The 26753-nt window shown below is 67.4% G+C and carries 28 protein-coding genes and 1 pseudogene; 7 read left to right on the top strand and 22 right to left on the bottom strand.

Going from position 1 to position 26753, the window contains the following annotated elements; all coding sequences use genetic code 11:
* Positions 1-186: 186 nt before the first annotated feature.
* The 10 genes and pseudogenes from mug to F5X71_RS10530 all read right to left on the bottom strand — a co-directional run bounded on the left by mug (position 187) and on the right by F5X71_RS10530 (position 6458).
* Positions 187-750, bottom strand: a complete 564-nt coding sequence (gene mug / locus F5X71_RS10575; protein WP_167461781.1) for a G/U mismatch-specific DNA glycosylase — start codon at positions 748-750, stop codon at positions 187-189.
* A gap of 284 nt (positions 751-1034) precedes the next feature.
* Positions 1035-1232, bottom strand: a pseudogene (locus tag F5X71_RS36900) (cold-shock protein); the annotation flags it as partial.
* 22 nt (positions 1233-1254) lie between these two features.
* Complete coding sequence (locus F5X71_RS10565) at positions 1255-1470, bottom strand: hypothetical protein (protein WP_167461779.1); 216 nt, start codon at positions 1468-1470, stop codon at positions 1255-1257.
* 156 nt (positions 1471-1626) lie between these two features.
* Entirely contained in the window at positions 1627-1878 is a 252-nt protein-coding gene (locus F5X71_RS10560) for a hypothetical protein (protein ID WP_167461778.1), read from the bottom strand.
* A gap of 38 nt (positions 1879-1916) precedes the next feature.
* A complete protein-coding gene (locus tag F5X71_RS10555; RefSeq protein ID WP_167466365.1) occupies positions 1917-2339 on the bottom strand; it encodes an Hsp20/alpha crystallin family protein in 423 nt (140 codons plus the stop codon).
* 138 nt (positions 2340-2477) lie between these two features.
* Complete coding sequence (locus tag F5X71_RS10550; protein WP_238815830.1) at positions 2478-3179, bottom strand: TetR/AcrR family transcriptional regulator; 702 nt, start codon at positions 3177-3179, stop codon at positions 2478-2480.
* A gap of 26 nt (positions 3180-3205) precedes the next feature.
* Positions 3206-3778: an NADPH-dependent FMN reductase gene (locus tag F5X71_RS10545; RefSeq protein ID WP_167461776.1), complete on the bottom strand. Its 573-nt coding sequence runs from the start codon at positions 3776-3778 to the stop codon at positions 3206-3208.
* Between the two features lie 65 nt (positions 3779-3843).
* Positions 3844-4629: an alpha/beta fold hydrolase gene (locus F5X71_RS10540; RefSeq protein ID WP_167461775.1), complete on the bottom strand. Its 786-nt coding sequence runs from the start codon at positions 4627-4629 to the stop codon at positions 3844-3846.
* Positions 4630-4788: 159 nt separating this feature from the next.
* Positions 4789-6033 (bottom strand): phthiocerol/phthiodiolone dimycocerosyl transferase family protein, encoded by a 1245-nt coding sequence (locus F5X71_RS10535; protein ID WP_167461774.1) that lies wholly within the window; start codon positions 6031-6033, stop codon positions 4789-4791.
* Positions 6030-6458, bottom strand: a complete 429-nt coding sequence (locus F5X71_RS10530) for an acyl-CoA thioesterase (RefSeq protein WP_238815829.1) — start codon at positions 6456-6458, stop codon at positions 6030-6032. The genes F5X71_RS10535 and F5X71_RS10530 overlap by 4 nt, the downstream gene beginning before the upstream one ends.
* A 134-nt stretch (positions 6459-6592) precedes the next feature.
* Between F5X71_RS10530 and F5X71_RS10525 the strand changes: the two genes are divergently transcribed.
* Positions 6593-7450 (top strand): helix-turn-helix transcriptional regulator, encoded by an 858-nt coding sequence (locus tag F5X71_RS10525; protein WP_203218282.1) that lies wholly within the window; start codon positions 6593-6595, stop codon positions 7448-7450.
* Positions 7451-7509: 59 nt separating this feature from the next.
* Here F5X71_RS10525 and F5X71_RS10520 read toward each other — a convergent pair whose 3' ends face one another.
* The 7 genes from F5X71_RS10520 to F5X71_RS10490 all read right to left on the bottom strand — a co-directional run bounded on the left by F5X71_RS10520 (position 7510) and on the right by F5X71_RS10490 (position 16028).
* Entirely contained in the window at positions 7510-8946 is a 1437-nt protein-coding gene (locus tag F5X71_RS10520) for an MFS transporter (RefSeq protein ID WP_167461771.1), read from the bottom strand.
* A gap of 358 nt (positions 8947-9304) precedes the next feature.
* A complete protein-coding gene (locus tag F5X71_RS10515; RefSeq protein WP_203218281.1) occupies positions 9305-10087 on the bottom strand; it encodes a type 1 glutamine amidotransferase domain-containing protein in 783 nt (260 codons plus the stop codon).
* Positions 10088-10249: 162 nt separating this feature from the next.
* On the bottom strand, positions 10250-11872 hold the full coding sequence (locus F5X71_RS10510) for a hypothetical protein (RefSeq protein WP_167461769.1): 1623 nt from the start codon (positions 11870-11872) through the stop codon (positions 10250-10252).
* Positions 11873-11924: 52 nt separating this feature from the next.
* A complete protein-coding gene (locus F5X71_RS10505; protein WP_167461768.1) occupies positions 11925-12935 on the bottom strand; it encodes an ABC transporter ATP-binding protein in 1011 nt (336 codons plus the stop codon).
* Complete coding sequence (locus F5X71_RS10500) at positions 12936-13760, bottom strand: carbohydrate ABC transporter permease (RefSeq protein WP_167461767.1); 825 nt, start codon at positions 13758-13760, stop codon at positions 12936-12938. It abuts the gene before it with no gap.
* The gene (locus F5X71_RS10495) at positions 13757-14650 is read right to left on the bottom strand and encodes a carbohydrate ABC transporter permease (RefSeq protein ID WP_167461766.1); all 894 of its coding nucleotides are present in this window, start codon (positions 14648-14650) and stop codon (positions 13757-13759) included. The genes F5X71_RS10500 and F5X71_RS10495 overlap by 4 nt, the downstream gene beginning before the upstream one ends.
* Positions 14643-16028 carry an extracellular solute-binding protein gene (locus F5X71_RS10490; protein ID WP_238815828.1) on the bottom strand — a complete coding sequence of 462 codons (1386 nt, stop codon included), beginning with the start codon at positions 16026-16028 and terminating at the stop codon, positions 14643-14645. The genes F5X71_RS10495 and F5X71_RS10490 overlap by 8 nt, the downstream gene beginning before the upstream one ends.
* Positions 16029-16115: 87 nt before the next feature.
* Here F5X71_RS10490 and F5X71_RS10485 point away from each other — a divergent pair, with 87 nt between their 5' ends.
* The 3 genes from F5X71_RS10485 to F5X71_RS10480 are packed head-to-tail and all read left to right on the top strand — an operon-like array spanning position 16116 to position 18908.
* Complete coding sequence (locus tag F5X71_RS10485) at positions 16116-17798, top strand: ABC-F family ATP-binding cassette domain-containing protein (RefSeq protein WP_167461765.1); 1683 nt, start codon at positions 16116-16118, stop codon at positions 17796-17798.
* 47 nt (positions 17799-17845) lie between these two features.
* Positions 17846-18049 carry a hypothetical protein gene (locus F5X71_RS36895; protein ID WP_238815827.1) on the top strand — a complete coding sequence of 68 codons (204 nt, stop codon included), beginning with the start codon at positions 17846-17848 and terminating at the stop codon, positions 18047-18049.
* Complete coding sequence (locus tag F5X71_RS10480) at positions 17988-18908, top strand: amidohydrolase family protein (RefSeq protein ID WP_275106799.1); 921 nt, start codon at positions 17988-17990, stop codon at positions 18906-18908. The genes F5X71_RS36895 and F5X71_RS10480 overlap by 62 nt, the downstream gene beginning before the upstream one ends.
* Before the next feature lie 124 nt (positions 18909-19032).
* Here the strand turns inward: F5X71_RS10480 and F5X71_RS10475 are convergent, their stop codons facing one another.
* The gene (locus tag F5X71_RS10475) at positions 19033-19338 is read right to left on the bottom strand and encodes a transcriptional regulator (RefSeq protein ID WP_167461763.1); all 306 of its coding nucleotides are present in this window, start codon (positions 19336-19338) and stop codon (positions 19033-19035) included.
* The gene (locus F5X71_RS10470; protein ID WP_167461762.1) at positions 19326-19670 is read right to left on the bottom strand and encodes a hypothetical protein; all 345 of its coding nucleotides are present in this window, start codon (positions 19668-19670) and stop codon (positions 19326-19328) included. The genes F5X71_RS10475 and F5X71_RS10470 overlap by 13 nt, the downstream gene beginning before the upstream one ends.
* Before the next feature lie 104 nt (positions 19671-19774).
* Between F5X71_RS10470 and F5X71_RS10465 the strand changes: the two genes are divergently transcribed.
* Complete coding sequence (locus F5X71_RS10465) at positions 19775-20500, top strand: Fic family protein (RefSeq protein WP_238815825.1); 726 nt, start codon at positions 19775-19777, stop codon at positions 20498-20500.
* Positions 20501-20589: 89 nt separating this feature from the next.
* Here F5X71_RS10465 and F5X71_RS10460 read toward each other — a convergent pair whose 3' ends face one another.
* Positions 20590-20853 carry a LuxR C-terminal-related transcriptional regulator gene (locus tag F5X71_RS10460; RefSeq protein WP_167461760.1) on the bottom strand — a complete coding sequence of 88 codons (264 nt, stop codon included), beginning with the start codon at positions 20851-20853 and terminating at the stop codon, positions 20590-20592.
* A 28-nt stretch (positions 20854-20881) separates the two neighbouring features.
* On the opposite strand from F5X71_RS10460, the gene F5X71_RS10455 reads away from it, so the two are divergent.
* Both F5X71_RS10455 and F5X71_RS10450 read left to right on the top strand, forming a co-directional pair.
* Positions 20882-21574 carry a response regulator gene (locus tag F5X71_RS10455; protein WP_238815824.1) on the top strand — a complete coding sequence of 231 codons (693 nt, stop codon included), beginning with the start codon at positions 20882-20884 and terminating at the stop codon, positions 21572-21574.
* 198 nt (positions 21575-21772) lie between these two features.
* Positions 21773-22684, top strand: a complete 912-nt coding sequence (locus F5X71_RS10450) for a hypothetical protein (protein WP_167461759.1) — start codon at positions 21773-21775, stop codon at positions 22682-22684.
* On the opposite strand, the gene ileS is transcribed toward F5X71_RS10450, so the two are convergent.
* Complete coding sequence (gene ileS / locus F5X71_RS10445) at positions 22603-25752, bottom strand: isoleucine--tRNA ligase (protein ID WP_167461758.1); 3150 nt, start codon at positions 25750-25752, stop codon at positions 22603-22605. The two genes, F5X71_RS10450 and ileS, sit on opposite strands and share 82 nt — an antisense overlap.
* An 84-nt stretch (positions 25753-25836) precedes the next feature.
* Positions 25837-26601 carry an IclR family transcriptional regulator gene (locus F5X71_RS10440; RefSeq protein ID WP_203218280.1) on the bottom strand — a complete coding sequence of 255 codons (765 nt, stop codon included), beginning with the start codon at positions 26599-26601 and terminating at the stop codon, positions 25837-25839.
* Between the last annotated feature and the right edge of the window lie 152 nt (positions 26602-26753).

Raw genomic sequence — 26753 nt, 5'->3', positions numbered from 1 at the left:
TCAGTGACTTTGGTCGGTCTCTTGAAGGATCACGCGATGACCACCCTCATGTCCGGGATTCGGAACCGGCCGCTGCGATCAGCGAGCTGCTACACCATCCTGATGGACGCAACCCAGTTCCATGTGGCCGCGTCGGTCTCGCAGACACGCAGACTATAGCGATGATCAGCCGCCAGTCCATCCCTGCTAAACGTTTTCGACCACCTCGCGCAGCGCACGGAATTCTGCGGCGAGGGCGTCGAGGGTGTAGTGGGCGTTGAGTCCGCTGGGGTTGGGCAGGACCCAGATGGCGGTGTCAGCGATGCGCTCGGGTTGGGGGCCGATTGCGGTGCGCGGGCGGCCGAATGCGGTGCGGTAGGCGCCGATGCCGAGTATCGCCAGGATTCGGGGTTGATACTGCTCGACCCTGCCGACCAGAGCCTGTCCCCCGGCGCGCAGTTCGTCGGCGGTCAGGTGGTCGGCCTTGGCGGTGGTGCGTGCGGCCACGTTGGTGATGCCCAAGCCCAAGTCGAGCAGTTCGCGCTGTTCGCCGGGCTGCATCAGACGCGGGGTGAACCCGGACCGGTGCAGGGCGGGCCAGAACCGATTTCCCGGACGAGCGAAGTGATGGCCGGTGGCCCCGGACCACAGGCCCGGATTGATCCCGCAGAACAGCACACGCAAGTCGGGCCCGATCAGATCGGGAATCGTCCTGTCCTGCGCCGCGGCCAGATCCGCGGGTGACGGCCGTGTCGACGAACCAGAACCCATTCCCTCAGTCTGCCGGGTGCCGACCGGCCGTGCGAAATGCGCGACGTGACCGCAGGTCTCACTCCGCTCAACACGGCCTATGGGGAGGCGGACGCAGGAGCGCGCTCAGGATCGCGCCGGCGGTGAGGATCGGCAGCACGAGGAGGAAGACGGGTGGGGTGCCCAGGTAGGCGAGCAGGACCAGGCACGCGAGTAGGGCCAGTACGTAGTGGTGTGCGTGGTGTAGCGCCATCGGATTCCTCGGGGTCGGTTGGGGGCCGGCGGGTGGTGGCGCGCAGGTAGGGGCGCACGCGGGTGGCTTCGGGTCCGCGTGGACCGTCTTGGGTGGTGAATACGACAGGTTGGTCGGGTGCCAGGGTTTTGTAGCCGGTGACGTCGATGCTGGAGTACTCGGTGAAGACGGGGGCGCTGTGGTCGTCGGGTTGGATGAAGCCGAACCCTTTCTCGGCGTTGAACCAGACCACCACGCCGTGGCGCCACACTGGATGCTCGGCGGCCGGGGTGTCAGTAGGCGAGGGGGTAGTCGTCATCGGGTATCGGGGTGAGCACGGATTGTTCGTATCGGTCGGCGATGTCGGCGCTGTCGAGCGCGGCGCGGGCGGATTCGGCGAGTGGGGCGAGCGCCGCGGCGTCCAGGTCGAGTTCCTCCGCCGGGTCCGGGTAGGCGGAGACGAGTTGTTCGGCGTGGTCGGCGTCGTCGTGGGTGGGAATCACAGTCATGATCAGCCTCCAGACATTTCGCGGTCCGGCGGACCGGCGGGTCGGGCGGGGTGAGCCCGACGGCTCACCCCGCGGCCTTGGAAGAGTGATGTGACATTCGAGTCGTCTCTGATCGGGGCATCACCTCACTTCGATTGAACTGCAACACTATTCGGGTCATCGCAGCGGCGGAGGGCTGCGCTGGGTGGGGCGAGCGGCCGGCGGACGCCGCCCCGACCACCGTCGACGATCCGGCTCGGCACGCGCTCCGCCCGGTGTCGGCGCGCACGCCGAGGCGAGCCGCAGGGTACCGACATCGCGGAGCAGCTGCTCGAGTTCGGCGAACAGCAGCTCCACGTCGGGATCGAGCACCAGCGGTGGCGCCTCCACCGTGTCGAATAACGCTGCGCCGGTACGATTTCGGAACATGACGCCACCTCCCGGAAGAAGCGCCGAGCCGAGTGCGGTCAGGCGCTGATGGCCTGGCGCTCACCGTTGCGGTGTTCGATTTCGATCTTGCGCGGCTTGGCGGACTCCCGCAGCGGAATCACCAGCCGGAGTACACCATTGGCGTAGTCGGCGCGAATGCGCTCGGCGTCCAGCCCCTCACCGAGGAACAGCTGACGCCTGAACGTCCCGCGCGGACGTTCCGCGGCGATCATGGACTTATCCGAATCCAGTTCCGGCCGTTCCGCTTTCACGGTCAATACGTTGCGTTCGATGTCGAGATCCAGCGAATCCGGATCGACCCCGGGCAGGTCCAACTCCGCCAGAAAGTGCTCACCCTCACGCCAGGCATCGATCGGCATGGTCGCGGGCCGCGCCACTGTGCCGAACACCTGCTGCGCAAGACGGTCCAGATCAAGGAATGGATCGGTACGCATCAGCATGGTCGCCACCTCCAAACACTCCGTTCTTCTTTTATCAGACCAGATAACCTATGCCATGTGGCATAGATTTGTTTTAGCACTCTCGACAGGAGAGTGCAAGGGATCTGGACTCGAGAATCTGGTGACCGCCGCCGCTGCTCAGCGGTCCGCGACCGGATCGGTCTCGGTGCTGAGCGCGGGCCAAAGCGTGGCGGTGAGCTGTTCGGCGAGGCCGCCGCGGGTGTCGGCGTCGTCGCCCCGCAGAAACGCGCCGAAGTACGCGCCGAAAACCATGGTGGCGATGGTGCGGGTGTCCACCCCGGGACGCACCGCCCCGCGCTCGATGAGCTGCCGCAGGACGTGTTCGACCTGCGAAACCCGAGGCTCGACGGCACGTTCGACGACGTGGGCGAGCAATTCGGGCACGCGCTCGGCTTCGCTGATGAACCCACCCTGCAGGATGATGGCGTCGGGGTTGTAGTAGCAGGGATCGACGCGGCGAATTGCCTCGGTGAATGCCTCGCGGGGCGTCATCTCGTCGAGCGGAAACGGTGGCGTGGCGGCGGATTGGACGCGAAAACCGTAGTCGAGCGCGTCGATGACGAGCTCGAGCTTGCCGGGCCACCGCCGGTAGAGGGTTGGGCGGGTGACCCCGGCGTCGGCGGCGATATCGCCGAGCGCCATCTGGGAATATCCGCTGGTGACCAGCCGACGACGGGTGGCGAGGATGATCGCCTCATCCACGGCGGGGTCACGGGGACGACCACCCCGAGGCCCGGACTTGGGCGGCTGCGGGTGTTCGGTGGATTCTGTGCGCTGCGGCGTCATGACCTCCCCGTTCGCGGTTGCGTTACACAGCAAGACTGTAACCCTGCCGGCGGACCGGCTTAGGCACTGTGCGCGGGCACGGACCGATCGGCCAGATCAACCAAGCCTGTCAAGAGCCTGCGCAACAACGACTGCGTGAACTCGTCCGGGACGAAGGCACCCCCGGCATCGACCCGCAGATGCGATTGGAAGACCGTCACCTCCGGGTCGGCGACCACCGGCGCGCCGATCCGGTGCAGGATCTGACGCAGCACCAATTGCGCACGGGCGGTGCCGAATTGAGACGGCGAGGCACCGAGAATGGCCACCGGCTTGCCCCGCAGACTCGATGCGGCGACCGGGCGGGACAGCCAGTCCAGCGCGTTCATCAGCACACCGGGAATCGCCGAGTTGTATTCGGGAGTCGCGATGACGACGCCGTCCGCCTCGGTCACGCGCCGGCGTAGTTCGTCGACCACCGCGGGCGGGTCCGCTTCCAGGTCCTGATCGAAATACGGTAGAGCACCGAGACTTTCGTACAGGTCGAGGACAACACCAGCGGGCGCCAGCGCGGGGAGGGTACGCAGTAGGCCGGTGTTGTGGGAGTCGCGGCGCAGACTGCCGGACAGCGCGAGGAACCGCAGATCGGACATGGGGATGCTCCTGACTGTGCGAAGGGATGTGCCGAGCGGGACCGGTCGAAGACGGCGACCGCCCGTCAGCGAGTGCCCTGATCGGCCTGCTCGATCACGTCGACGACCGCGTCGGGGTGGCTGACCATCACCGCGTGCGCCGCATCGACCTCGCTGATTCGAGCACCTGCCCGTTCTGCCATGAACCGTTCGAGGCTCGGCGCGATCGCGTGATCTTTGGTCGCGATCAACGCCCACGAGGGGATGGACTTCCATCCGGCCGCGGTCGCCGGTTCGCCGAACGCCTCGGCGGCGACGGGCCGCTGCGCGATCGCCATGAACGCGGCGGTGGCGGCGTCGACGTCGGCGGCGAACGCGGCCGCGAACTGCGCGTGGTCCAACCACACCTCGGTGCCGGTCGACCCGTCGGGGCGGGCGTATTGGAAGACCCGTTGCGGCAGCGGCGGCACCGAAGCGTCGACGTGCGCCTCGAGCAGACCACCCAGCGTCTCCCCCGCGTCGGGAACGAAAGCCGCTACGTACACAAGGGCTTTCACGTCGGCGATGGCCGGGGCAGCATTCGTGATGACCGCGCCCGCATAAGAGTGGCCGACCAGAATCTTCGGCCCTGCGACGCCGGCGAGCAGGCCCTGCAGGTAGGCGCTGTCGTAGGCCAGACCCCGCAACGGATTGGGCACCGCGACGACCGGGAAGCCCCGCCGATGCAGCCGCGCCGCGACCGCCGACCAGCCCGAGGCGTCGGCGAACGCGCCGTGGACCAGCACGACGGTCGGTTTCGGCTCCCCGCCGTCCCGCTCGTGCGCGCCCGACACCAGAGCGGCCAGTGCCGAGGTGACGCTGTGCTTGTTCATGATGCTTCTCCTTCTGACGGGAGTATCCCGCTCTTCGATGTTTCGTTACAGCAAGTGACTGTAACGTAACTAGTAGATTCTGCCAACCGCTACCGACATCGAGGCGATCACAGCACTGCGAAAGTGCCCGAAACCACCTGTTCAGCAGGGACTTAAGGGTCAGCGATGGGCCAGTCGCGCGAGATTGGCGACGACGTTCTCGCGGAGCTCGACGATCTGCGCGAGACGGTGGAAACGCGCCGAGAACGCCAGCTCGATACTCAGCCGCCCGGCGAAGGTCGAGACGAAATAGCCGATCCAGCCGACCGATTCCGAGGTGGCGAAGCCACGGAAGTCGACGACCTCGATCCCCGGCGGCACGGGCAGTTCGGGTACCACGCCCCAGTTCGTGATGAAGTTCCCCGCACCCGTGCGCGGACGCCCCTGCGCAGCGGCGGTGGCCGCGGCGAGCATGACCGCGAGCGCGGTCCCGTCGGCGACACCTGCCACGATCTGAGCCTTCACCTGCTTCGCGAGCACCGACAGGTCGCAGGTGCGCTCGCAGGCGGTGACGGTCGGCGCGAAGCCAAGGGCGTTGGTGATCTCGTCCGGCGAGGCAGGCGGGCGCAGTTGTGCCCGCAGGTCCGCGAGATGGAACATGATCATCGGCAGTGCTGCTGTGCCGCCGACAGTTTCGGCACTCATCGCCCGCTCGGCACCGACGATCGCGGCGCTGAGCAGCGCGTGCAAGGTCGTCCCGGACGCACGCGCCCGCGCGAGCAGCGCGCCGGTGTCCCCCTGCGACAGAGTGATCCGCTGCTCCGGCCGCGGCGCGAAAACCGCGTCGACTCCGGTATCGCTCGCCGCGACGCTGTGCGCCGGACCCATTGCGGCCATGGCGAGTTCCGGCAGGCGCATGCTTCGCGCGCGAAAGGCGGCTTCGAGGCTGTGCGGGTGGATCACGGTCGGGTCGGGATGCGGTCCCCCGGTGCTCAGCGCGGTGACGGTGCGCCAAAAGTGTTCGAGCAGTGCGAAACCCATCGTCGCGTCGTTGATGGCATGGCTGACCCGCAGGACCACCTCGGTTCTCACGCCTCGTCGCACGATCGTCAATTCGGCGAGGCCGCACGCAGGGTCCAGGGGCGCTAGCCAGTCGCCGACACCGCCTTCGACGAAGGCCGTCGCCGCGCAACCATCCTCCGGCACTCGCAGTGAACAGACATCTCCGGCGACTTCGATTGTCCCGCAAAGCATCGGATACTTCCGGCACAGCAAGCCGAACGCCCTGCGCAGCAAGGCGATATCGACCGCACCCACGCAGACCGTCACATAGCTCACCGTCAGCTTGCGCGGCACAAAGCCGTGATCGATTCGCCCCAGCCGGATTTCCACGCCACCGGCCACCCGCACGGGTGCGCTGATCACGCGAGACCCAGCAACGCCGGATCGGCGGCGCGCACCCGCAGCTCCTCCCCCGGATCCGCGACCAACCGCCGGGTCCGCAGGTCCAACAACCCGCTGACGCTGCTCACCTCGGCAACCAACGTACCGTCGGGCTTACGCAACACATGCTCGACGCGGTGCGTCTTCCCCGGCCCCCAGACGAACGCACACGACACATCGACCGCGTCGTCGGCGCGCAGCTCCGCATGGTGACGCAGCGTGGTTTCCAGGTTGACCGGCCCGAATCCGTCGGCGAGCAACCGCTGCGGCGACAGTCCCGCCGCCTGCCCGCAGGCGAACCGGGAATGCTCGGCGTACTGCAGATACACCGTGCTCGCGAGATGGTGATTGGTATCCAGTTCGTAACTGCGCACGGTGAATCGGATAGTGAACGGCGTGGCACTCAACAAAGCTCCTGACATTCGAGGATCGACATCGAACCGCCAGCGTGCCGCCACCCCAACCCCGATACCTAGACACTGATGACACTGGTGCCGACACCACCTGGCACCGGAAGCCGGGATGCTCGATCATGGACGGCGTGACAGCCACCCTCTCGAGCCGGCGAACCGAACTCGCCTCCTTTCTGCGCAGCCGCCGGGATCGCATTTCCCCGGCTGAGGTCGGGATGGCGCCTGGGTTGCGCCGCCGGACACCGGGGTTGCGGCGGGAGGAGGTCGCGCAGCTGGCGGGGGTGAGCATCACTTGGTATACCTGGCTCGAGCAGGGGCGTCCGATCAACGTCAGTGGGCAGGTGCTCGACGCCATCGCGCGCACGCTGCGGCTCGACGACGCCGAGCGGGATCATCTGTATCGGCTTGCGGACGTGCCGATTCCGGAGGTGAGCACCGGCGCCGAGCAGATCACCCCGGCCGTGCAGGCTGTACTCGACGCCATGACCGCAGTACCGGCCGCCGCGCTAAACAGCCGGTGGGACCTGCTCGGCTGGAATGCGCCGGCCGCCGCGGTGTGGCCGCGGCTGGTCGCGCCCGGCGGCTCACGCAACGTGTTGTGGGAACTGTTCACGACCCCGGAGTGCTGCCGCTGCTTCGTCAACCGCGACGCGGGCCTGCCGCACATGGTGGCCTCGTTCCGCGCGGCGTTCGGACAGCATCTCGACGCCCCGGAGTGGATCCGGATGATCCGTGAACTCTCCACCGCCAGTGAAGAATTCGCCCGCCTGTGGGCGGCACACGATGTCGCCGCACCGCCGAGCCAGACCATGACCTATCAGCATGCCTCGGCCGGACGCCTGTCGTTGTCGCTGACGAGATTGGACCTGCCCGCCGTCCCGGAAACCTTCATCACCGTGTGGACCCCGGTCGACGACGAGAACCGCCGCCGCCTCGACTGGCTGCTCGACCACGCCGACGCGCCCGCATTCGACCACGCCCACTGAGCAATCACATACTCCAAGGGGGCGCTTGCCGGGGTGCGGCCGAACCCGCCGCCGCACGATCACATGGGTGCGTCGTTGCTGCGGGTGTTGTACGTCCGCAGGCCGATCACCGCCGCGACAAGGATGGCGATGCTACTGGCCAAGAGCGCGCGGCTGAACCCGGACGCCATCGCGTCCGGCGGCGCCGAACCGGCCGACATCAGGTCGGCGGTGTGCGAGGTCGCGACGGTGGTCAGCACCGCGAGGCCGAGCGCGCCGCCGAGTTGCTGCGAGCTGTTCAACAACGAGGCCGCCAGACCCGCCTTGTCGGCGGGCACACCCGCGTTGGCCGCGTTGGTGACCGAGACCATGACGAAGCCGAGGCCGATCGACATCACCATCATGCCGGGCAGCAGGTCGCGCACGTAGTCGCCGTCGACCGGCAGCCCGGACAGCAGGAAGACCCCGATGGCCGCGACCACCGAGCCGCCCACGATCAGGGGCCGGGTGCCCACCAGCGGAATGAGTTTCGTCGACAGGCCCGCACCGATCCCGATGCCGAAAGTGACGGGCAGATAGACCAGGCCGGTCTTCAGCGCAGAGTATTCGAGCACGTTCTGCATGTACAGGGAGAGGAAGAAGAACATCGACATGAATCCGGCGAGCGCGATCAACTGGGTCGCGTCGGCGGCGGCGAGACCGCGGATCCGGAAGATGGACAACGGCATCAACGGATTCGGGCGGCGATGTTCGTTCACCAGGAACGCGACCAGCAGCACCGCCGCGCCCACGAAGCGCGCGATCGTGCCCAGCGCATCCCAGCCCGCGTCCGGCGCCTCGACCACGGCGTAGACCAGCAGCAGCATGCCTCCGGTGCCGAGCGTGGCGCCGAGCATGTCGAAGCTGGCCAACGGCGCGCGGCGACGGTCGTCGGGCAGCAGGCGGTAGATCGCGGCGAGCAGTAACACACAGACGATCGGGTTGATCAGCAGCACCGAACGCCAGCCGAACGACTCGGTCAGCACGCCACCGAGCAGCACACCGGCCGCCGAGGCCGCGCCGATCATGCCACCCCAAACCCCCAGTGCGCGATGGCGATCCGTGCCCTCCTTGAAGGATGTCGTCACCAACGACAGCGCCGCGGGCATCATCAGCGCCGCACCGGCGCCCTGGACGATGCGCGCGCCGACGAGCAGGCCCGCGGAGTTGGCGACCCCGCCGACCAAGGAGGCCAGCGCGAACACGACCACGCCGACGACGAGCACTCGCCTGCGCCCGATCAGGTCCGCCGCGCGCCCGCCGAGCAGCATGAAACCGCCGTAGGTCAACAGGTAGCCGGTGGCCACCCACTGCAGGCCCTGCTCGGAGAACCCGAGCTGATGCTGCATCGAGGGCAGCGCCACATTGACGATCACGGCGTCCATGAAGTCCAGGAAGCCGATCGAGCAGAGCAGCGCGAGTACCAGCTTGCCGCGCCTGGTCGAGAGGACAGAGGTACTTTCCACCGCGCGAGTCATGACAAGGTTTCCCCTTCTGAGGTCCGCGTATTTCGAATCAGGTGCCCCCAGTACTGATCCCAACCGGCAGGCGTGCCCGAAGGTGAACTCCCGCAACAATATCCCTGCGGCACACCGTATTGGCGGCGAACGTGCCCGAAATACCCTCGCAAGATTGAAAAGATAAGTTGTGCGAACATCAATCCGCCCAGGTCCGAGGCGTTGCGCGAATTCGGCTATCTCGTCCTCGGCGAGCCGTATCGCGCTCTGCCGTAGCGCCAAGCTGTCCCGTGCCGAGTGCGCACCGTGATGACTGGCGCCGTGCGACGACAGTGATGTTGTGCTGGCAGCGGTCGAGCTTTGCGTCGGCCGACTAGCTTCACTCGGGCCGAACTTCTCCGTTCGCCGTGCGATATTCCAGGACCAGGTCGCGGAACTCGACGGCGAGGCGATGGCAGTCGCCGGGCCAACGGGCCGAAACGTAATTGCGGTCGCGGACCGTGAAGCCGCGCTTCGGGTGTTTCGCCGAATCACGCAGCGGCAGCAGCGGTCCGCGCCGGAATTGGCCCGGATGGGCGAGCGCGGCGGTTACCTCCTGCTGCACCGTCTGCGGGTAGGTCCGGTAGTAGGAGCCGAGCCACCAGCGGGTCAGGTTCCACGCGGACAGTTCGAGCAGGGCGGTGACCGCGGTGGTCTGCCGGTCGTAAAGCACCGATCGGCCGGTCTCCGGATCGATGGACCGTGCCGCGAGCAGAACGCCGTGGCAGACCGCTCCGACCGGCAGGCCCGAAATCATCGCCCGGCCGAAAATGCGCTGCGCCAACGGGGATTCGATCATCGATTTCATCCCCGGCGCGTGACCGCCGGGAACGAAGACACCCGTAACCGCGCTGTCGTCCACCTCCGCGTACGCGAGCGGAGCCTGAAAATGCGGATCCTCGCGTAGCCGCGCGTACGCGGCCAACCCATCGGCGCGGGTCATCAGAACCGGAGACAACGCCGAGAACCCGCGCTCGACCAAACGGTCATCCGCCGCGGCGGGCGCCCCGAGCGGTGTCGCGAAGCGCACCGGGATCCCCGCATCGTGCAGCGCCGCCCACGGCACCGCCGCCTCGGTCGGGTCGTAGTCGCGCTCTGGTAGCAGAAACAGGATCACAGACACCTCGCCGCTCGCCGGTCCAGATGGTTACTGAACAGTAGCCAATTCTGTCCAGCCAGACCAGGCCCCAGCCATCGATCCTGCTCAGCAGGCTCACAGAGGTCAGGCGCAGGCCACGCCCACTGTTTGTTGGACAGGCGGATATGGGTCGGGTCTCGCCGCGGCTCAGTCCCACCGATCGATCGTGTAGCGGGTGCGGATTCCGGCGCTGGTGACACGGAAGGTGTGGCCGATGCTACGGCTCTTCGACATCAGCAGGCCGCAGACCTCGGCTTCGTGCTTGCCCGCGATAACGGCCTCGCCGGCGTATCCCTCCAGGGTTTTGCGGATCTCGTGCAGTTCACTCGCGAGGAACTCGGGGAAGAAGCCCCCGCCCTTGGTGTAGGTCGTGTCGGTCGAACCGGCGAGCGCGAACAGCACCGACTGTTCGCGGGCGGTGCGGTCGTCCGCGACATACCAGGTGGCTGGGTGCGGGACCACCGCGGTCACGTCGCGGTGCTCGCCGGGACGCAGCCCCCACTGCGTCGGCGGGGAACCGTCGACGTACACGTACCAGGTCACCGGGTTACGGCGCGTCGGCGAATCCCATTGCACGATCGGCGGTGCCGTGGGATCCGCCGCGGTCACCATCGCGCCGTAGCTGGTCGCCGCGGTGGGTACCGCGTGTTCGATCCGATCCACCTCCGGTAGCACGGTGCGCGCGAACTTCGTCCAGGTGATCGTCACCGGGCCGATATCGAGATCGCCACCACCCCGGTGCTTTTCGGCCGGTACGAGGTGCCCGAAAACTCCACCGACGCTGCGGGACTCGACCTTGCGCGCCCACATCGGCCGCACATCGGCGAGTGTCGCGAAGCGCCGCGCCAGCGATCCCGCGGCCTGTAGTTCGGCGATGACCTGTTCGGCGCGCGCGATCATCGTCGCGGTCGGCGCGGCGGTGGGCCTGCGGTACTGCAGCGGGTTCATCTTTTCCGCGAAGCGCCGCTTGACGCTGTCGTAGGGCAATTCGTCCGCGAGGTCGCTGAGCAACGTGCCGATCATGCCGCTCTTGACGTGACAGAACCCGGCCGGTGCGGTCGCGGCGGCCAGCCAGACGAGGTTGTCCCGGCGCCGCTGCGCGGCCGCACCACGCCCGCGCATGCCGGCCAGTTGCTGATGCAGTGCCAAGAACCATTGCCCGGCACCGAGTATCGCGTCCGAGCGGTACAGCGTCTCGGTGCGCAGCAGCGCCACCGCGCGCTGCGCGATCGCAGCGGGGAATTCGGCGATGGCGCGCTCGAGGGTTTCCCGGTCGGCGTTCTTCGTCGCGACGTACTGCGAGGTCGAGGCGAGTGCGGTGGGCTGATGCACCAGGTGCGCGGCGGGATCGAGGGCCAGGTGCGGCCACGGACCCCACTGGGCCCAGCCCCATTTCGTCGCGCTGGACCGGAACACCGAAGCGATAGGCCTGCTTTCGACCGCGTCGGCGAGCACGGCCACCGCGTGCGCGTAGCTCGGCGGTATGCCGGGCGCCGACCACAGCGCGGATTTCGTGGTTCCGTCGGCGCCGACCAGCACCAGCCCGCCGTAGCGGCGCATGAACGTCCGGCAGGTGCCGCAGTCGTTCGCCGCGGCGAGTTCCGGTGTGAGCGCGCCGAGGAATTCGTCGAACAGACCCCCGGTGTCGACAGTGAACAGCGTAGGACTTTCGACGGTGCGCGCGTCGAATGTGCGCCGCACTCCGTCGAGGAATTCGTCGTACCGGTCGTCGATCGGCGGCCCGGCGCCGATCGGGGCTTGCGTTGTCATAATGGCCCGAGACTAACGGCCCGATCACCGTTCACCCCAAGGAATTTCCGCGTCAGGAAAGCAGTCGACCCGATTCCGCGTCGTAGAGCAGAACTCGATCGGCCTGGGGAACCACCCAGCCTGCGCTGCCCAGTTCCGGCTCCTGCGCCTCCGGCACCGTCACGCCAACGGTGTAACCATCCGCGGCCAGGGTGACCAGCGAGGTCGCGCCGAGATGCTGCACCGTCGACACCTCCCCGGGCAGTGCGCCCGGCACCGCGGTATCGGAGAAGCCGAGATACTCGGGTCGCGCGCCCCAGATGACCGCCGGGGACAGGCCGACCAGCTCGCCCGGGATCAGGTTCATCGGCGTCGACCCGATGAAGTTGGCCACGAAAGTGTCCGCGGGCCTGCGGAATACCTCACGAGCCGTGCCGAGCTGCCGAATCCGGCCCGCAGAGAGCACCGCGATCCGATCGGCCAGCGCGAGCGCCTCGGCCTGGTCGTGGGTGACGAACACCGTGGTCACCCCGAGCTCGAGTTGCAGCTTCTTGAGGAAGGTGCGCGCCTCCAGCCGCAGCCGAGCATCCAGGTTGGACAGCGGTTCGTCGAACAGGAACACCTGCGGGTGACAGGCCATCGCGCGGGCCAGTGCGACCCTTTGCTGCTGGCCGCCGGACAGTTCGGCGGGCCGCCGCGCCAGCAAGCCTTGCAGCGACAGCTGATCCGCGGTCTCGGAGGCCTTCCCGGCCCGCGTGCGTCGATCGGTGCCGCGTACCTTCAACGGGTAGGCGATGTTGTCCGCCACCGACATATGCGGGAACAGCGCGTAATCCTGGAACACCATCGCGACGTCGCGACGGCCGGGCGCGAGCCGGGTGACATCGCGCTCGCCGATCCGAATTCGGCCACTGGTCGGGGTTTCCAGTCCGGCGATCGTGCGCAGCAAGGTGGTCTTGCCACATCCGGAAGGGCCGAGCAGCGCGAAGAATTCACCGTCGTGGATCGTGCAGGACAGTCCGTCGAGCGCCCGCACGCCGCCGGGGAATTCCTTGGTCAGCTCTACCAGTTCGATCCGCGCCATCTAAGCCTTGATCCCTCCGTGCAGCCGAAAGCCGTAGCGCCGGTTGACGAACAGATACATCAGCACAACCGGAATCGAATACAGCAGCGAAAAGGCCGATATCGGCCCGAGCTGTGCCGCACCGCCCTCGTCGTAGAAGGTGCGCACCACCACGGCGGCGGGTTGCTTGTCCTGATCACGAAGCAGCAGGAACGGCACCAGGTAGCTCCCCCACACGTTCACCACGGTCCACACCGCGATCGTGGCCAGACCGGGCCGGGCCAGCGGCACCACGATGTCGCGCAGTATCCGCAGCGGACCCGCCCCGTACACCCGCGCCGACTCCTCGTAGGACCGGGGTACCGAATCCATGAAGTCCTTCAGGATGAAGATCGCCGCGGGCAGCAGACCACCGGACAACACCAGCACCACGCCGAACTGGCGGTCCAGCAGCCCCAGTTTCCAGATCATCAGGAAGATCGGCACCATCGCGGCGGTGCCGGTCACCACGCTCGACAGCAGTAGCAGCAGATACAGCAGCGCGTCGCGCCCCGGAATCCGGACGCGCGAGAGCGCGTAGGCCGCCAGTGCCGCGCTGGACCCGACCAACACCATGCAGGCACCGGAAAGCAGTGCCGAATTCCACAGCGAACCGATGGTCAGATCGTTCTCGAGCAATGCCGAAAAGTGCCTCAGCGTAGGCTTTTCCGGGATTCGAGGTGCGTAGCCGGGGTTGCTGTCGAACGGCGCCGACGCCAGCCACAGCATCGGCACCGCGAAGAACCCGGTGACCACCGCGACGAAGGTATAGAACCCGATCCGGGCAAAGACCTGCCGCGGACTCATGCCGGCCTCCGCCGCAGCAGTCGCAGGTAGAACAGCGCGAGTACCAGGTTGATCAGCAGCATCAGCACCGACGCGGCCGCGCCGTAGCCCAGTGCGCCGTCGTCGATTCCCTGCCGGTACAGGAAGATCGGCAAGGTCTCGCTGCGGTGGTTCGGTTCGCCGCGGGTCAGCAGGTATGGCGTGAAGTCGTTGAACGTCCACAGGCTGATCAGCAGCGTGTTGGTCAGGACGTGCCCGCGCACGTGCGGAAACACCGCGTCCCGCAACAGTTGTGGACCAGAGGCGCCGGCCAGGCGTGCGGTCTCCAGCTGCGACGGCGGCACCGTCGACAGCGCGGCCGAGTACAGCAGCATGGAAAACGCCGTGCCACGCCAGATGTTGAACACGATGAGCACGGCCAGCGGATGCTGGATCATCCAGGCGTACCCGGGAGTATCCAGCAGCCGGTTGACGGTGCCCGCGTCGCGGTCCAGCATCGCGATCCACAGCACCGCGACCACACTCGCGGGCAGGATCCAGGCCAGCAGCACAAGGCTTTCCACCACGGCACGCAGCCAGCGGGCCGCATCCCGCATCGACCAGGCCAGGGTGAAACCGAGGAAGTTCTGCCCGATGATCGCCGAGCCGAACACGAAAAGCATTGTGATCCATACGCTGTTGCCGAACAGCGGGTCGCGCAGCGCCTTGCCGTAGTTGTCCAGGCCGACCACCGACACGTGCACCGAGGTCCGCCCGGACACGGTGAGATCGGTGAGCCCGATCCACAGCAGCCACAGCGCCGGGAACACCAGGAACGTCGCGATCAGCAGCAGCGCCGGAGTGACGAACGCGCTGGCCTTCCACCGGCCCAGTCCCGCGACGTCGGAATCGGTTGCGGCGGTGTCAGCCACCGGCCACCTTGTCCTCGCCCACCGCCTCGGCTACCGCGGCGCCGTACTCGGCGGCGGCGTCGGCGGGACTCGTTCCGGTGACCACATCCAACGCCGCCTGCTGCATCGCCTTGGACACCCGGTTGTATTCCGGCAGGGCGGGGCGCAGCGATGTGGTCGGCAGGATCTGCTGGGCCACGAAGCTCAGCAGCGGATCCGCGCGCAACGCTTCGGCATTCACGTCCTGGCGCGCGGTGATCCGTGGGCCGCCCGCGGTGAGCAGTTGCGTGAGCGCCTCCGGTGAGTTCATGAATTGCAGGAGTTCCCAAGCGAGCTCGACATTCTTGCTCTTCGGATTGATCACCCGCCCGCCGCCACCGGACATGCTCACGAAGTCCTGTCCGTGCACCCCGGCGCCGGGCGTGATCGCCGGAATTCGCGCCCACCCGACCGTGGCGTCCCGGTCCGCCATGGGCACGCTGCCACCGGAAGGGTTCAGCACACCGCGCCAGAAATAGTCGCTCTCCAACAGGATGCCGACCTGGCCCGCCGAGAATTTCTCGAAACTCTTCTCGCGTCCCTTCGCATCCTGTTGTAGCTGCGCGTCACCCAGTTGCTCGCCGTACAGCGTGCGATAGAACTCCAGCACCTGACGGAATTTCGCGGTGTCGCCCACCCACTTGCCGTCTTCGTAGAGCAGACTGCCCGCACCGGCCAGCAGCGGCAGCACGCCCTGGGTCGTCGTCGCCTCGCCGAAACTGGTGCCCGCGTTGAGCTGCACCGGTATCACACCGGGCACCGCTTCGAGCTTGCGCGCCGCGGCGAGCACGTCCGCCCAGCTGACCGGCTGCCAGTCCGCCGGCAAACCGGCCTGCTCGAACAGCTTTCGGTTGAAGAACAGCACCCGCCCGTCGGTCTCCTGCGGGATGCCGTAGCGCGTACCGTTGTAGGACAGCAACCGCTGCACCGACTCCGGCATCTGCCGCCAGCCGTCCCACGCCTGGACCTGCTCCGCCCCGACCAGCTCGTCCAGCGGCGCGATCTGCTTGCCCTCGGCGAACTCACCGACCCAGATTCCGTCCAGCGAAACGACATCCGCGCCGGTGCCGGTCTTCAGATCCTTGGCGATCCGGCTCTTGTAGTCCTCGTCCGGCACACCCGTGGCCTGGAACCGCACCCGCACGGTGACGCCCTTTGCCTGCTGCTGGGCCACGAATTTCGGGATGCCCCAGTCTTCGATCCACTCGGCCTCGGCCGCGTTCTTCCCGCCCGCCGAATTGATCGCGTTCGCGGTGATCGTCAGCGACTCGCCACCGCCATCGGACCCGCAGGCCGTCACCCCCGTGAAGGACAAACCGACGCTCACCGCCACCGCGAGCACCCGCATTTTCGATCCCATCTTCAGACGGTGTCACAAGACGCCCGGCACCGGCGCGCATTGGGAAATTCCATTGCGACGAAGCGGCGCAACGGGTTGCCTGGACCCGTGGGCCACGTAGACGTATCCGATGTCGACTATTTCCTCCCGGACGGACGACAGCTGCTGGACGGGGTGAACTTTCGCATCGGTGCGGGCGCGAAGGCCGCGCTGATCGGGCCGAACGGCACCGGCAAGACGACACTGGTGCGGATCATCGCCGGCGATCTCGTGGCCGACGAAGGCGCGGTGACGCGGTCGGGATCGCTCGGCGTCATGCGACAGTTCATCGGGCAGATCGAGGACGAATCAACGGTACGCGACCTGCTCCTCTCGGTCGCCGCCCCCGCGGTGCGCGACGCCGCGCGGGCGCTGGACACCGCCGAGGACACGTTGATCGAAACCGACAACGAGGCAACGCAATTGGCGTACGCGCACGCGTTGACCGGGTGGGGCGACGTCGGCGGCTACGAGATCGAGGCGTTCTGGGACAACGTGACCATGACCGCGCTCGGCATCGGTTTCGACCGCGCCAAGTGGCGGGCGGTGCGCACGCTGAGCGGCGGCCAGCAGAAGCGCCTTGTGCTGGAAGCGTTGTTCGCGGGTCCGGACGAGGTCCTGCTGCTCGACGAGCCGGACAACTATCTCGACGTGCCCGGCAAGCAGTGGTTGGAACGCACGATCGCCGCCTCGGCGAAATCCGTGCTGTTCATCAGCCACGACCGCGAGCTCATCGCGAACGCGGCCACCCGCATCGTCACCCTCGAACCCGGGGTCAACGGGGCGAGCGCGTGGATACACGGCGGCGGCTTCGCCAGCTATGACCAAGCGCGCGAGGACCGTACGGCGCGGCTGGCGGAACTACGCAGGCGCTGGGACGAAGACCACGCGAAGTTGCGCGCGCTGGTGCTGCGGTTGTGGGAGAAGGCGAAATACAACGACGGTGTCGCGGCCCGCTACCACGCGGCGCAGACTCGGTTGGCGAAGTTCGAGGCGGCCGGGCCGCCGGAAGCTATTCCGTTGCGGCAGAACGTATCCGTGCGTCTACGCGGCGGTCGGACGGGCAAGCGCGCCCTGGTGTGCGCGGGGCTGGAACTCACCGGATTGATGCGGCCGTTCGACGCCGAGATCTGGTACGGCGACCGCGTCGCGGTGCTCGGCGCCAACGGCTCCGGCAAATCACACTTCCTGCGGCTGCTCGCGACCGGCGGGACCGATCCCGATCTGGAGCATCGTCCGATCAGCGAGCTCGACCTCGCGCCGGTCGCGCACACCGGGGTCGCAGCGCTCGGCGCCAGGGTCCGGCCCGGCTATTTCGCGCAGACCCACGCCCGGCCGGACCTGGCCGGGCGCACCCTGCTCGACATCCTGCACACCGGCGATGCCCAGCGCGACGGGATGGGCCGCGAGGCCGCCGGCCGGGTGCTCGACCGCTACGGTCTGGTCCGGGCCGCCGAGCAACGCTTCGACGACCTGTCCGGTGGCCAGCAGGCGCGGCTGCAGATCCTGCTGCTCGAACTGTCCGGCGCCACCATGCTGCTGCTCGACGAACCCACCGACAACCTCGACCTGCACTCCGCCGAAGCCCTGGAGCAAGGCATCGCCGACTTCTCCGGCACCGTCATCACGGTCACCCACGACCGCTGGTTCGCCCGCGGATTCGACCGCTTCCTCCTCTTCCGCTCCGACGGCACCGTCCACGAGTCCCGCACCCCCATCTGGACCGATCCCCAACCCCAACCCACCCGCTGAACACGCGACCGGTGGCGGCATGAGAGTGCGTTAGAGCGAGCCGGTCGGTGCACTTCGGCGTGCATAGCCGGCGTTCAGGCGAAGCGGCCGAGAAGGTCACGCAGGGTGTGGATCTCGTCGTCGTCGAGGCCGGACAGACTGGCGCGCATGGTCCGTGCGATCGCCCGATCGCAATCGGCGAGCAGCGCGGTGCCGGTGACGGTGGCCCGGTGCAGGATCGATTTGCCGCGGCCGTTGTGGCGTTCGAGTAGTCCGCACTGGACCGTCGAGGATCACCTCGCTTTGATGACCGACGCCGGAATCGACCGCGCACTCCTGTCGATCTCCTCACCCGGGGTGTACTTCGGCGATGCTGCCGCCGCCCGGCAACTGGCACGCCAGGTGAACCAGGCCGCCGCCCAGATCAAACGAGCACACCCGGACCGATTCGGCTACTTCGCCTCGCTGCCACTACCCGATGTCGACGGCGCACTCGACGAGATCGACCACTCCTTCGCCGACGGCGCCGACGGAGTGATCTGGATGACCAACGCCGCCGGGCACTACCTCGGCGACCCGAAGGTGGCCCCGGTCCTCGCCGAACTAGAGCGCCGCGCCGCCGTCGTGTTTCTGCATCCCACCAGCTGCGCGGGGCACGAAGCACTCGCGCTCGGCCGCCCCCGGCCCATGGTCGAGTTCCTGTTCGACACGGCCCGCACCGTCATCGACTTCATCCTCAGTGGAGCCGCGCACCGCTACCCCCAGCTACGTCTGATCGTCCCCCACGCCGGGGGCGTGCTGCCACTCTTGACCGACCGGCTGGAACTGTTCCGCGCCCTGGCCGAGGACACCCACGGCCCTTCGGTTTCCGAACAGCTGCACCGCTTCTACTACGACTTGGCAGGCACCCCCACCGCACCCCAGATCACCGCCCTGTCCTCCATCAGCACACCCACACACCTGCTCTACGGCAGCGACTACGTCTGGACCCGCCACCCTCAAGTCCTGCACGCCCTCACCACACTCGACACCAGCTGGACCGAAACCGATCCTGCCTGGCGCCAACTCACCACCCGCAACGCTCGCCAACTCCTCGGCATCACCCCGAACCAAACGAACAACCCCACCTGAACACCAACCGCGCCGCCGATCGGAATCAGCGACAGCACAGCCGAATACACTCGAATCGCCACGAGCATGCATGCGCCGCCGCGCAGGTCCGAGCCTGCCGGCCGGGCGCCCAACGGCATGAGCATCATGGTTCAGACGCAGTCTGTCCAGCTTTGCGGGTGAGGGCGGCCAGGGCGGCCAGATGAGCGTGGTAGGCGGTGCGGCCCTTGGGGTTCAGGGCCAGCCAGGTTCTGGGTTTGCGGCCGACGTAGCCCTTGGTGACGTCGAGGTAGCCGGCGCCCTCGAGTGTGGTCATCGCTTTGGACAGGGTGGATTTGTTGAGATCGCACATCTCGGCGATGACGAGGAATTCGGCCTCGGCGCAACCGTCGAGGAATGCCACGAGCTTGAGGCGTGGCACAGACGCGAACAGCTCATTCAGTTCTTCCATGGCGCGGACCGCAATCGAGACTTCCACGACGGGCGTGCCGCCACATACCAAATCCATCCGCCCAGAATCAGACTGGTCAGCAGCCGCGGCCACAATCGATACTCGGAGTTCACCCAGACCAGGCAAGGCACGATGACGAGCGCCAGCCACCAGACAGCCTCGTCCTTCCACGGCGATGGCTCACGCGGAATGACCCCGCGTGCACGCCGAAGATCCCGCATCCACCACAGAACTTTGAAATCCGCACCGATGACGGCGATTCCGGCGACCACCAGTGTCGCTCTGACCACCAGTGACAGATTGTCCTCGATCACCGTCTCGATCAGCAGCATGGTCAGCGCCGTGAGTACACCAGCCGTAACAGGTCCCCACCTGGGCACCGCGGCAGCCGCATGGGCGTGCCTGGTCGCGGCGGCCGCGATATCTAATGCCTGTTGTGGGGTCTGAGCGTCTTGCATCGATCAACCATACCTGCACAGGTTTCCATCTGGAAACTGGTTTCTATTTGAAACAGCAGATGATGACCTACATACAGTCACTGCACTCGGCGGACGACTTTGCTTACAGCAAGGGGTTTCTCAATGCGCTGCATTGGATGTTGCAGGGACACCGGCACAGTGACCGACGCCCGGCAGGCCGATGGCGGCACGGCCCCGTATACGTGACAGATGCCCGCGACCCGAGCATCGCCGCCTACACCGGACCTGATGTCGACACTGTTCCGGCCTTGATGACAGAACTCGTCGATTGGCTCAACGCCGACGACGGCTCACATCCATTGGTGCGTGCGGCGATGGCGCACCTGCAACTAGCGTCCGTCCACCCATGGGCCGACGGCAACGGACGTATGTCCAGATCCCTGCAAACACTGATGATCGCCAGGGAAGGTGTTCTCGCACCGGAGTTTTCGTCCATCGAGGCGTGGCTGGGCCGACCTGGAAACACCTGGGAGTACCACCAGGCGCTCGGCCGCCGAGGCGGTGCCTATCGACCGAACCAGGATGTCTCCGAATGGATTCGGTTCAACTTGACTGCCTATCACCAACAGGCTCAGACCGTGCACGCTCGCTGGATTCGTTCCGGGAACGTATGGGCGATGCTCGACGATTACGTCGCCGGGCTCCGATTGGACGAGAGGACCGTCAGCGCGTTACATGCCTGACTTTCCGACAAACGTGCTCGAGGTCGCCGCGACACCCACCACGCTCCGCGAGCCCTACCGCGACTGAGCGAAGCCGATTCGGCTGGGGGTCACCAATCGTCGAGGGTGACGAGGTTGTCTTGGATGGCGCGGGCGAAGAGGGCGGCTTTGGTGGGGGCGGGGCGGGCGGCGGCGGCGTATTTGGCTCGGATGCGGGCGAGGTGGGTGGTGACCGTGGCTACCGAGAGGGAGAGGGTGCGGGCGGTGGCGGCTTTGGAGTCGCGGTGCAACCAGACCAGCAGCACCTGGGTTTCGCGCGGGCTCAGGGCCGGGCGTACGCGGGGCGGGTCGCCGAGCGGTTCGGACAACCGCATCCTGGTGGCCTCGCCGTTGGGGCGGGTGGTGGCATCGGCTTTCGCGTCGGTGTTCCCCCGCGCGACCGTCGCGGTCGCGGTCGACAAGGACGATGTCCGGCGCCACATCATGGACAACGTCCGCTTCGATGTGGTGCTCACCGACCTGGTGTGGAACCGCCCCGACCTGGCCGACGAACTCTCTTTCGACGGTCTCGACGTGCTCAGCATGATGCACACGGCCGACCGGGTCGCGCCGGTGATCCTGGCCGCCCAAGGGCACAGCATGGAGCGCGAGCACCTCGAAGAGGCGCGCAGGCGCCCGGAAGTGGCTGCGGTGTGCCAGAAGTCGGCCGGGGTCGAGCCGCTGCTCGCCGCGATCCGCACGGCCGCGCTCGGTCGCCGCCCGCCACCGCCGGGCCCGACGAGCCTCCCGCGCCCGCTGTGCGAACTGTTCGAGGGCAAGCGCGGCAACACCGCGGCCCGCCTCGCGGGCGCGATCGCCGCGGGCGGCGCGGTCGACCTCACCTCGCTCGCCGACGCCGCCGGGGTCGGCCTCAACACCGCCAACAAGGTCACCAATCACTATCTGGGACCGATCATTCGGGAACGAGCCGAACACGATCCGCTCGTGGCGATGACACTGCCCGCGGTCGCCCGCTGGTGCGGGCTGCACATGCGATACATCGTCAGCTGGTGCCGTCGGCACGGCAACGCCGATGTGGTGCGCCCCTACGGATAGCTCGAGCACCGGATCTGTCGGCGGCACGGGCGGATTCATCTGTTCGGCCGATAGTGCCCGCCACCGCGGCTCCGTATCGTTCCCGCTAGCGGCCGAACTCGGTCGAAGCGACGAGAAAGACACCGCCATGCAGCGCGAGAACAGCCCGGCACCTGATTGCTGGACAGCCTGCGCGCTCCCCGGCGCCACCGAGCAGCTATGACGCCGCCACCGCCCGAATCGCCTTGGCCGAGCCGCCTTTTCCTGGACGGCCTGACACTCCTGGAGAACGGAAACGCCGCCGCCGCGATCGACGCGTTCACCGCCGCACTGGCCGAATGCGAGGGCACCGCGCAGGCCGACGACACTGCACGGGCCGACGGCGCCGGGCGCCTCGATAACACCGACCACCGCGAGCGAATCGCCGAGTGCCACTACGGTATCGGCGCCGCACACGCGGAATCCGAACAAATCGAGCAGGCGACGGCGGCCTACGCACAGGCCGCGGACCTGCTCGCCGACGGGCCGCACACCGAATTCTCCGTCGAATGCGCCGAAATGGCGGGCCGCGGGTTCGCTCTGCTCGAACAGCCCGAGCGCGTACTCCCCTACCTGCGGCGCGCCGCCGTCGGACTCGAACGCTTCGGCGGACGTGTGCAACAGGCCGAATGTGACGCCATCCTCGGCGGCGCGCTCGCGGCCACCGCGCAGCACCCAGAGGCGATGATCGTGCTGCGGCGCGCGGCGCGACGTTACCTCGCCGTCGACCGGGTAGCCGAGGCCGCCGAGTGCCGCGAATCCTGCGGTGCGGCGGCGCTGGCGATCGGTGCGGCCCGCCTGGCCCGCGACGAATACCGCTGTGCCCGAGAGCTTTATGAGCGCACGGGCGAGCGGACACGCGCCGACGCGTGCTCCTACATCATCGGGTTGGCGTGCCTGGAGTTGGGTGAGACCGCCGACGCCGAACGGGAGTTCGCGCGGGCCCCAGCAGCGATCGAGGGGAATGCTGCTGGGGCCGCGCGGGTTTCGTGGCCCACCGCGGCACCGCCTCAGGCTCGCACGACTCGCACCACGAGCTCGACGGCATCGCCCACCGTTGCGGCGAAACCGTCCTCGACCGAATCCGCGTAGACCACGCTGGTAGCGAGCGCCTCCCCCGCGATGAAGCCTTCGTGGCGCCGCACCACGTCCACTACGTCGGCGTTCGCCGCGACGGTGAGCACGATGCGGTCCGACACCGCCAATCCCGCCGCGCGGCGGGCATTCTGGACGGCACGCAGCACGTCCCGGGCACACCCCTCCGCCGCGAGTTCCGGCGTGATGGCGGTGTCCAGCGCGATGGTGACACCACGCTGGGCCTCGACCACCCAACCGCTGCGCGGCAATTCGGAGACCAGCACATCCTCGGCCGTCAAGGTGATCGGTGTGCCGTCGAAATCCACTGCCACGGTGCCCTCGTCACGCAGCCGCGCGACCAGTTCGGCGGGGTCGGCGCGGTGGATCACGTCGGCGACCGCCTGGGTCTGCTTGCCGAAACGCTTGCCCAGCGCCCGGAAGTTCGCCTTCACCGCGATGTCGAGCACCGCCGCCGCGGACCGCAGGGGCTCGAGACTCTTGACGTTGAGTTCGTCGGCCACGTCGTCGAGCAACTCGGGCGGCAGCTCGGTGCCCGGCGGCAATCCGACGAACGCTCGCGCCAGCGGCTGGCGCACCCGCACTTTGCTCGCCTTCCGCGCGGCCCGGCCCGCCTCCGTCAGTGCCTGTGCGGTGCGCACCTGCTCGGCCAGCGCCGGATCGATCAGAGTCTGGTCGGCACCGGGCCATTCGGCGAGGTGCACTGAATCCGGCGCGGACGGCAGACCGGGCCGCACCACGTCCTGCCACACCCGCTCGGTGAGGAACGGGATGAAGGGAGCCAGCAGTCGGGTGCCGACCTCGAGGCATTCGAACAGGGTGGCCAGCGCGTCCTGCTCACCGTCCCAGAATCGCTGCCGCGAGCGGCGCACGTACCAATTCGACAGTGCGTCGATGAATTCCGCGAGCAGTCGACCGGCGCCGGCGGTGTCGTATGCATCGAGGCGGGCATCGACCGCGGCCGTGAGCGCATGCAGCTCACCGAGGATCCACCGGTCCAGCACGTGCCGTTCGGTGACCGGACGTGCCGAATCCGGTTGCCAGGCCGCATTGCTCGCGTACAGGGCGAAGAACGACGCGGTACTCCAGTAGGTCATCAGCAGGCGCCGCGTGATCTCGTCGAGCGGGCCGGGGCCGACCCGGCGCGCCGCCCACGGCGAGCCCGAACACGCCATGAACCAGCGCAGTGCGTCGGCGCCGTGCGCGTCCATCAACGGGATCGGCGCGAGCACGTTGCCGAGATGCTTGCTCATCTTGCGGCCGTCTTCGGCCAGGATGTGCCCGAGGCACACCACGTTCTCGTAGGCGGACCGATCGAACACCACCGTGCCCACCGCCATCATGGTGTAGAACCAGCCGCGGGTCTGATCGATGGCCTCGCAGATGTACTGGGCCGGATAGTTGCGTTCGAAGGCGGCGACGCTGCCATCGAGATGCGGATATCCCAAGGCGGCGAATGGCATCGAGCCCGAGTCGTACCACGCGTCGATCACCTCCGGCACCCGCGTCGCGGTGCTCGCGCACTGCGGGCAGTCGAAGGTCACCGCATCGATATAGGGGCGATGCGGATCGATGCCCGCGACGTCGGCGCCGGCCAGTTCGGCGAGTTCGGCACGCGACCCGACGGCGCTCACGTGCCCGTTGCCGCAGCGCCACAACGGAAGTGGCGTCCCCCAGTAGCGACTGCGTGAGAGTGCCCAGTCGATGTTGTTGTCGAGCCAGTTGCCGAAGCGCCCGTGCTTGACGGTCTCGGGGAACCAGTTGGTCCGCTCGTTCTCGCGCCGCAGCTGCTCGCGGACCACGGTGGTACGGATGTACCAGGACGGCTGCGCGTAGTACATCAGCCGGGTGTGGCAGCGCCAGCAGTGCGGGTAGCTGTGCTCGAAATCCGTTCGGCGCAGCAGCAATCCCCGTCGCTCCAGTTCACCGATCAACACCGCGTCGGCATCTTTGAAGAACATCCCGCCGATCAACTGCAGCTCTCCGGCGAACCGGCCGTCGGATTCGATCGGATTGACCAGCGGCAGCCCGTTGGCCTGACAGACGACGAGGTCGTCGGCGCCGAAGGCCGGGGCCTGATGGACCAGGCCGGTGCCGTCCGCGGTCGTCACGTACTCGGCCTGCACGATCCGGTGCGCGTTCGGGATATCCACCAGATCGAACGCGGGCCGGTAGCGCAGACCCGCCAGCTCCGCGCCGGACAACTCGGCGAGCCGCTGCGCACCGGCACCGAGCACCGCCTCCGAAAGTGCCTCGGCGACAACGAAGGTCCCGGCGTCGGTGCGCACGACCAGGTAGGTCACCGATGGATGCACCGCGACCGCGGTGTTGGCAGGCAGCGTCCACGGCGTCGTTGTCCAGATCAGCAGATCGACATCGTCGACGCCTGCCACCTGGTCCAGCAGTGGCAGGCGCACATAGACCGATGGATCGGTGACGGTCTCATAGCCTTGCGCCAGTTCGTGATCCGAGAGGGTGGTACCGCAGCGGGGGCAGTACGGCGCCACCCGGAAGTCCTCGGTGAGCAGGCCGCTGTCGAAGATCCGCCGCAACGACCACCACACGCTGTCGATGTACTCCGGCGACATGGTGGTGTACGGATGCGCGAGATCGATCCAATAGCCCATGCGCTCGGTCAACTGCTCGAACTCACCGACGTGGCGCATCACCGACTCGCGGCAGCGTGCGTTGAATTCGGCGACACCGAACTTCTCGATCTCCGGTTTGCCGTTGAGGCCCAGTTCCTTCTCCACCGCGAGCTCGACCGGCAGCCCATGGCAATCCCAGCCCGCCTGCCGCGGCACCGAATAGCCCTTCATGGTCTTGAACCGCGGGAAGACATCCTTGAACACCCGCGCCTCGACGTGGTGCACGCCCGGCGACCCGTTGGCCGTCGGCGGTCCCTCATAGAACCCCCACCGCGGCCCGTCCGCCGTGCGGGCCAGACTGCGCGCGAAAATACCCTCGGCTCGCCACCATTCGATGATCGCCGCCTCCGACTCGGGCAGGTCGATGCGCGTCGGCAAGACGCTGAACGGTGTCGCGGGCCGATCGTCGTTGGCCACCGGGGGCTCCTAGTTTCCGTACGCGGACAGGCAAAGATGAAGCAAGCAGGCTAACAACCACCGTCGCCGGACGGCATCCGATATTCAGCTCAGGTCGGCCGAGAGCGCCCGGCCGACCTCGGTGAGCAACGGCACCGCCCGCTCGACCAGTTCCTCCGACATCCGGCCCACCGGACCGGAAATGGAGATGGCCAGCGGTGCGGGCGCGTCGGGGACCGCGACGGCGACACAGCGCACACCGAGTTCCTGTTCACCTTCGTCCATGGCGTAACCCTGCGCCGCGGCGGTCGCCAGCTGTGCGGTGAACTCGTCCGGATCGGTGACGGTGTGCTCGGTGTAGCGCGGCATACCGGTGCGCTGCAAGAGATTTCGCGTCTGCTCCGGCGCCATACCCGCCAGCAGCGCCTTGCCGACCGCAGTGCAGTGCGGCAGCACCCGGCGTCCCACCTCGGTGAACATGCGCATCGAATGCCGCGAGGGCACCTGCGCGACGTACACGATCTGATCACCGTCGAGCATCGCCATATTGGCGGATTCGCCGAGTTCGTCCACGAGCCGGGCCAACTGCGGGCGGGCCCGCACGCTCAGCATGTGCGCCGAGCTCTCGCCGAGCTTGATCAGCTTCGGGCCCAGGACGTATTGCCGAGACGGTTCCTGCCGCAGGTACCCCAGGTCGACGAGCGTGCGGACCAGCCGATGAATGGTGGGCAGCGGCAGACCCGACGCCGTCGCCAGTTGGGACAGACCCATCATCCCGCCCTCGTCGGCCATGGTCTCGAGCAGGCCGAACGCACGCTCGATCGATTGAACGCTGCCGCCGCGTCCCTTGGCTTCGCTCGTTGCCACCACCAGGCCACCTCCATGTTTCCGTATGGCGGAAGTCTACCGATGCCGAACAGTCGCTCGAGAACCGCCGAATGCAGCCCGTTTCCCTTGACGAGGCCGGAACGCGACTTCTAGCATATTCCACATAACAGAAGTTCTTTTCCGCATAGTGGAAT

Source organism: Nocardia brasiliensis (assembly GCF_011801125.1).
Lineage (GTDB): Bacteria > Actinomycetota > Actinomycetes > Mycobacteriales > Mycobacteriaceae > Nocardia > Nocardia brasiliensis_C.
Note: the sequence above shows the minus strand (reverse complement) of the source record. Positions and strands in the feature narration are given on the sequence as shown.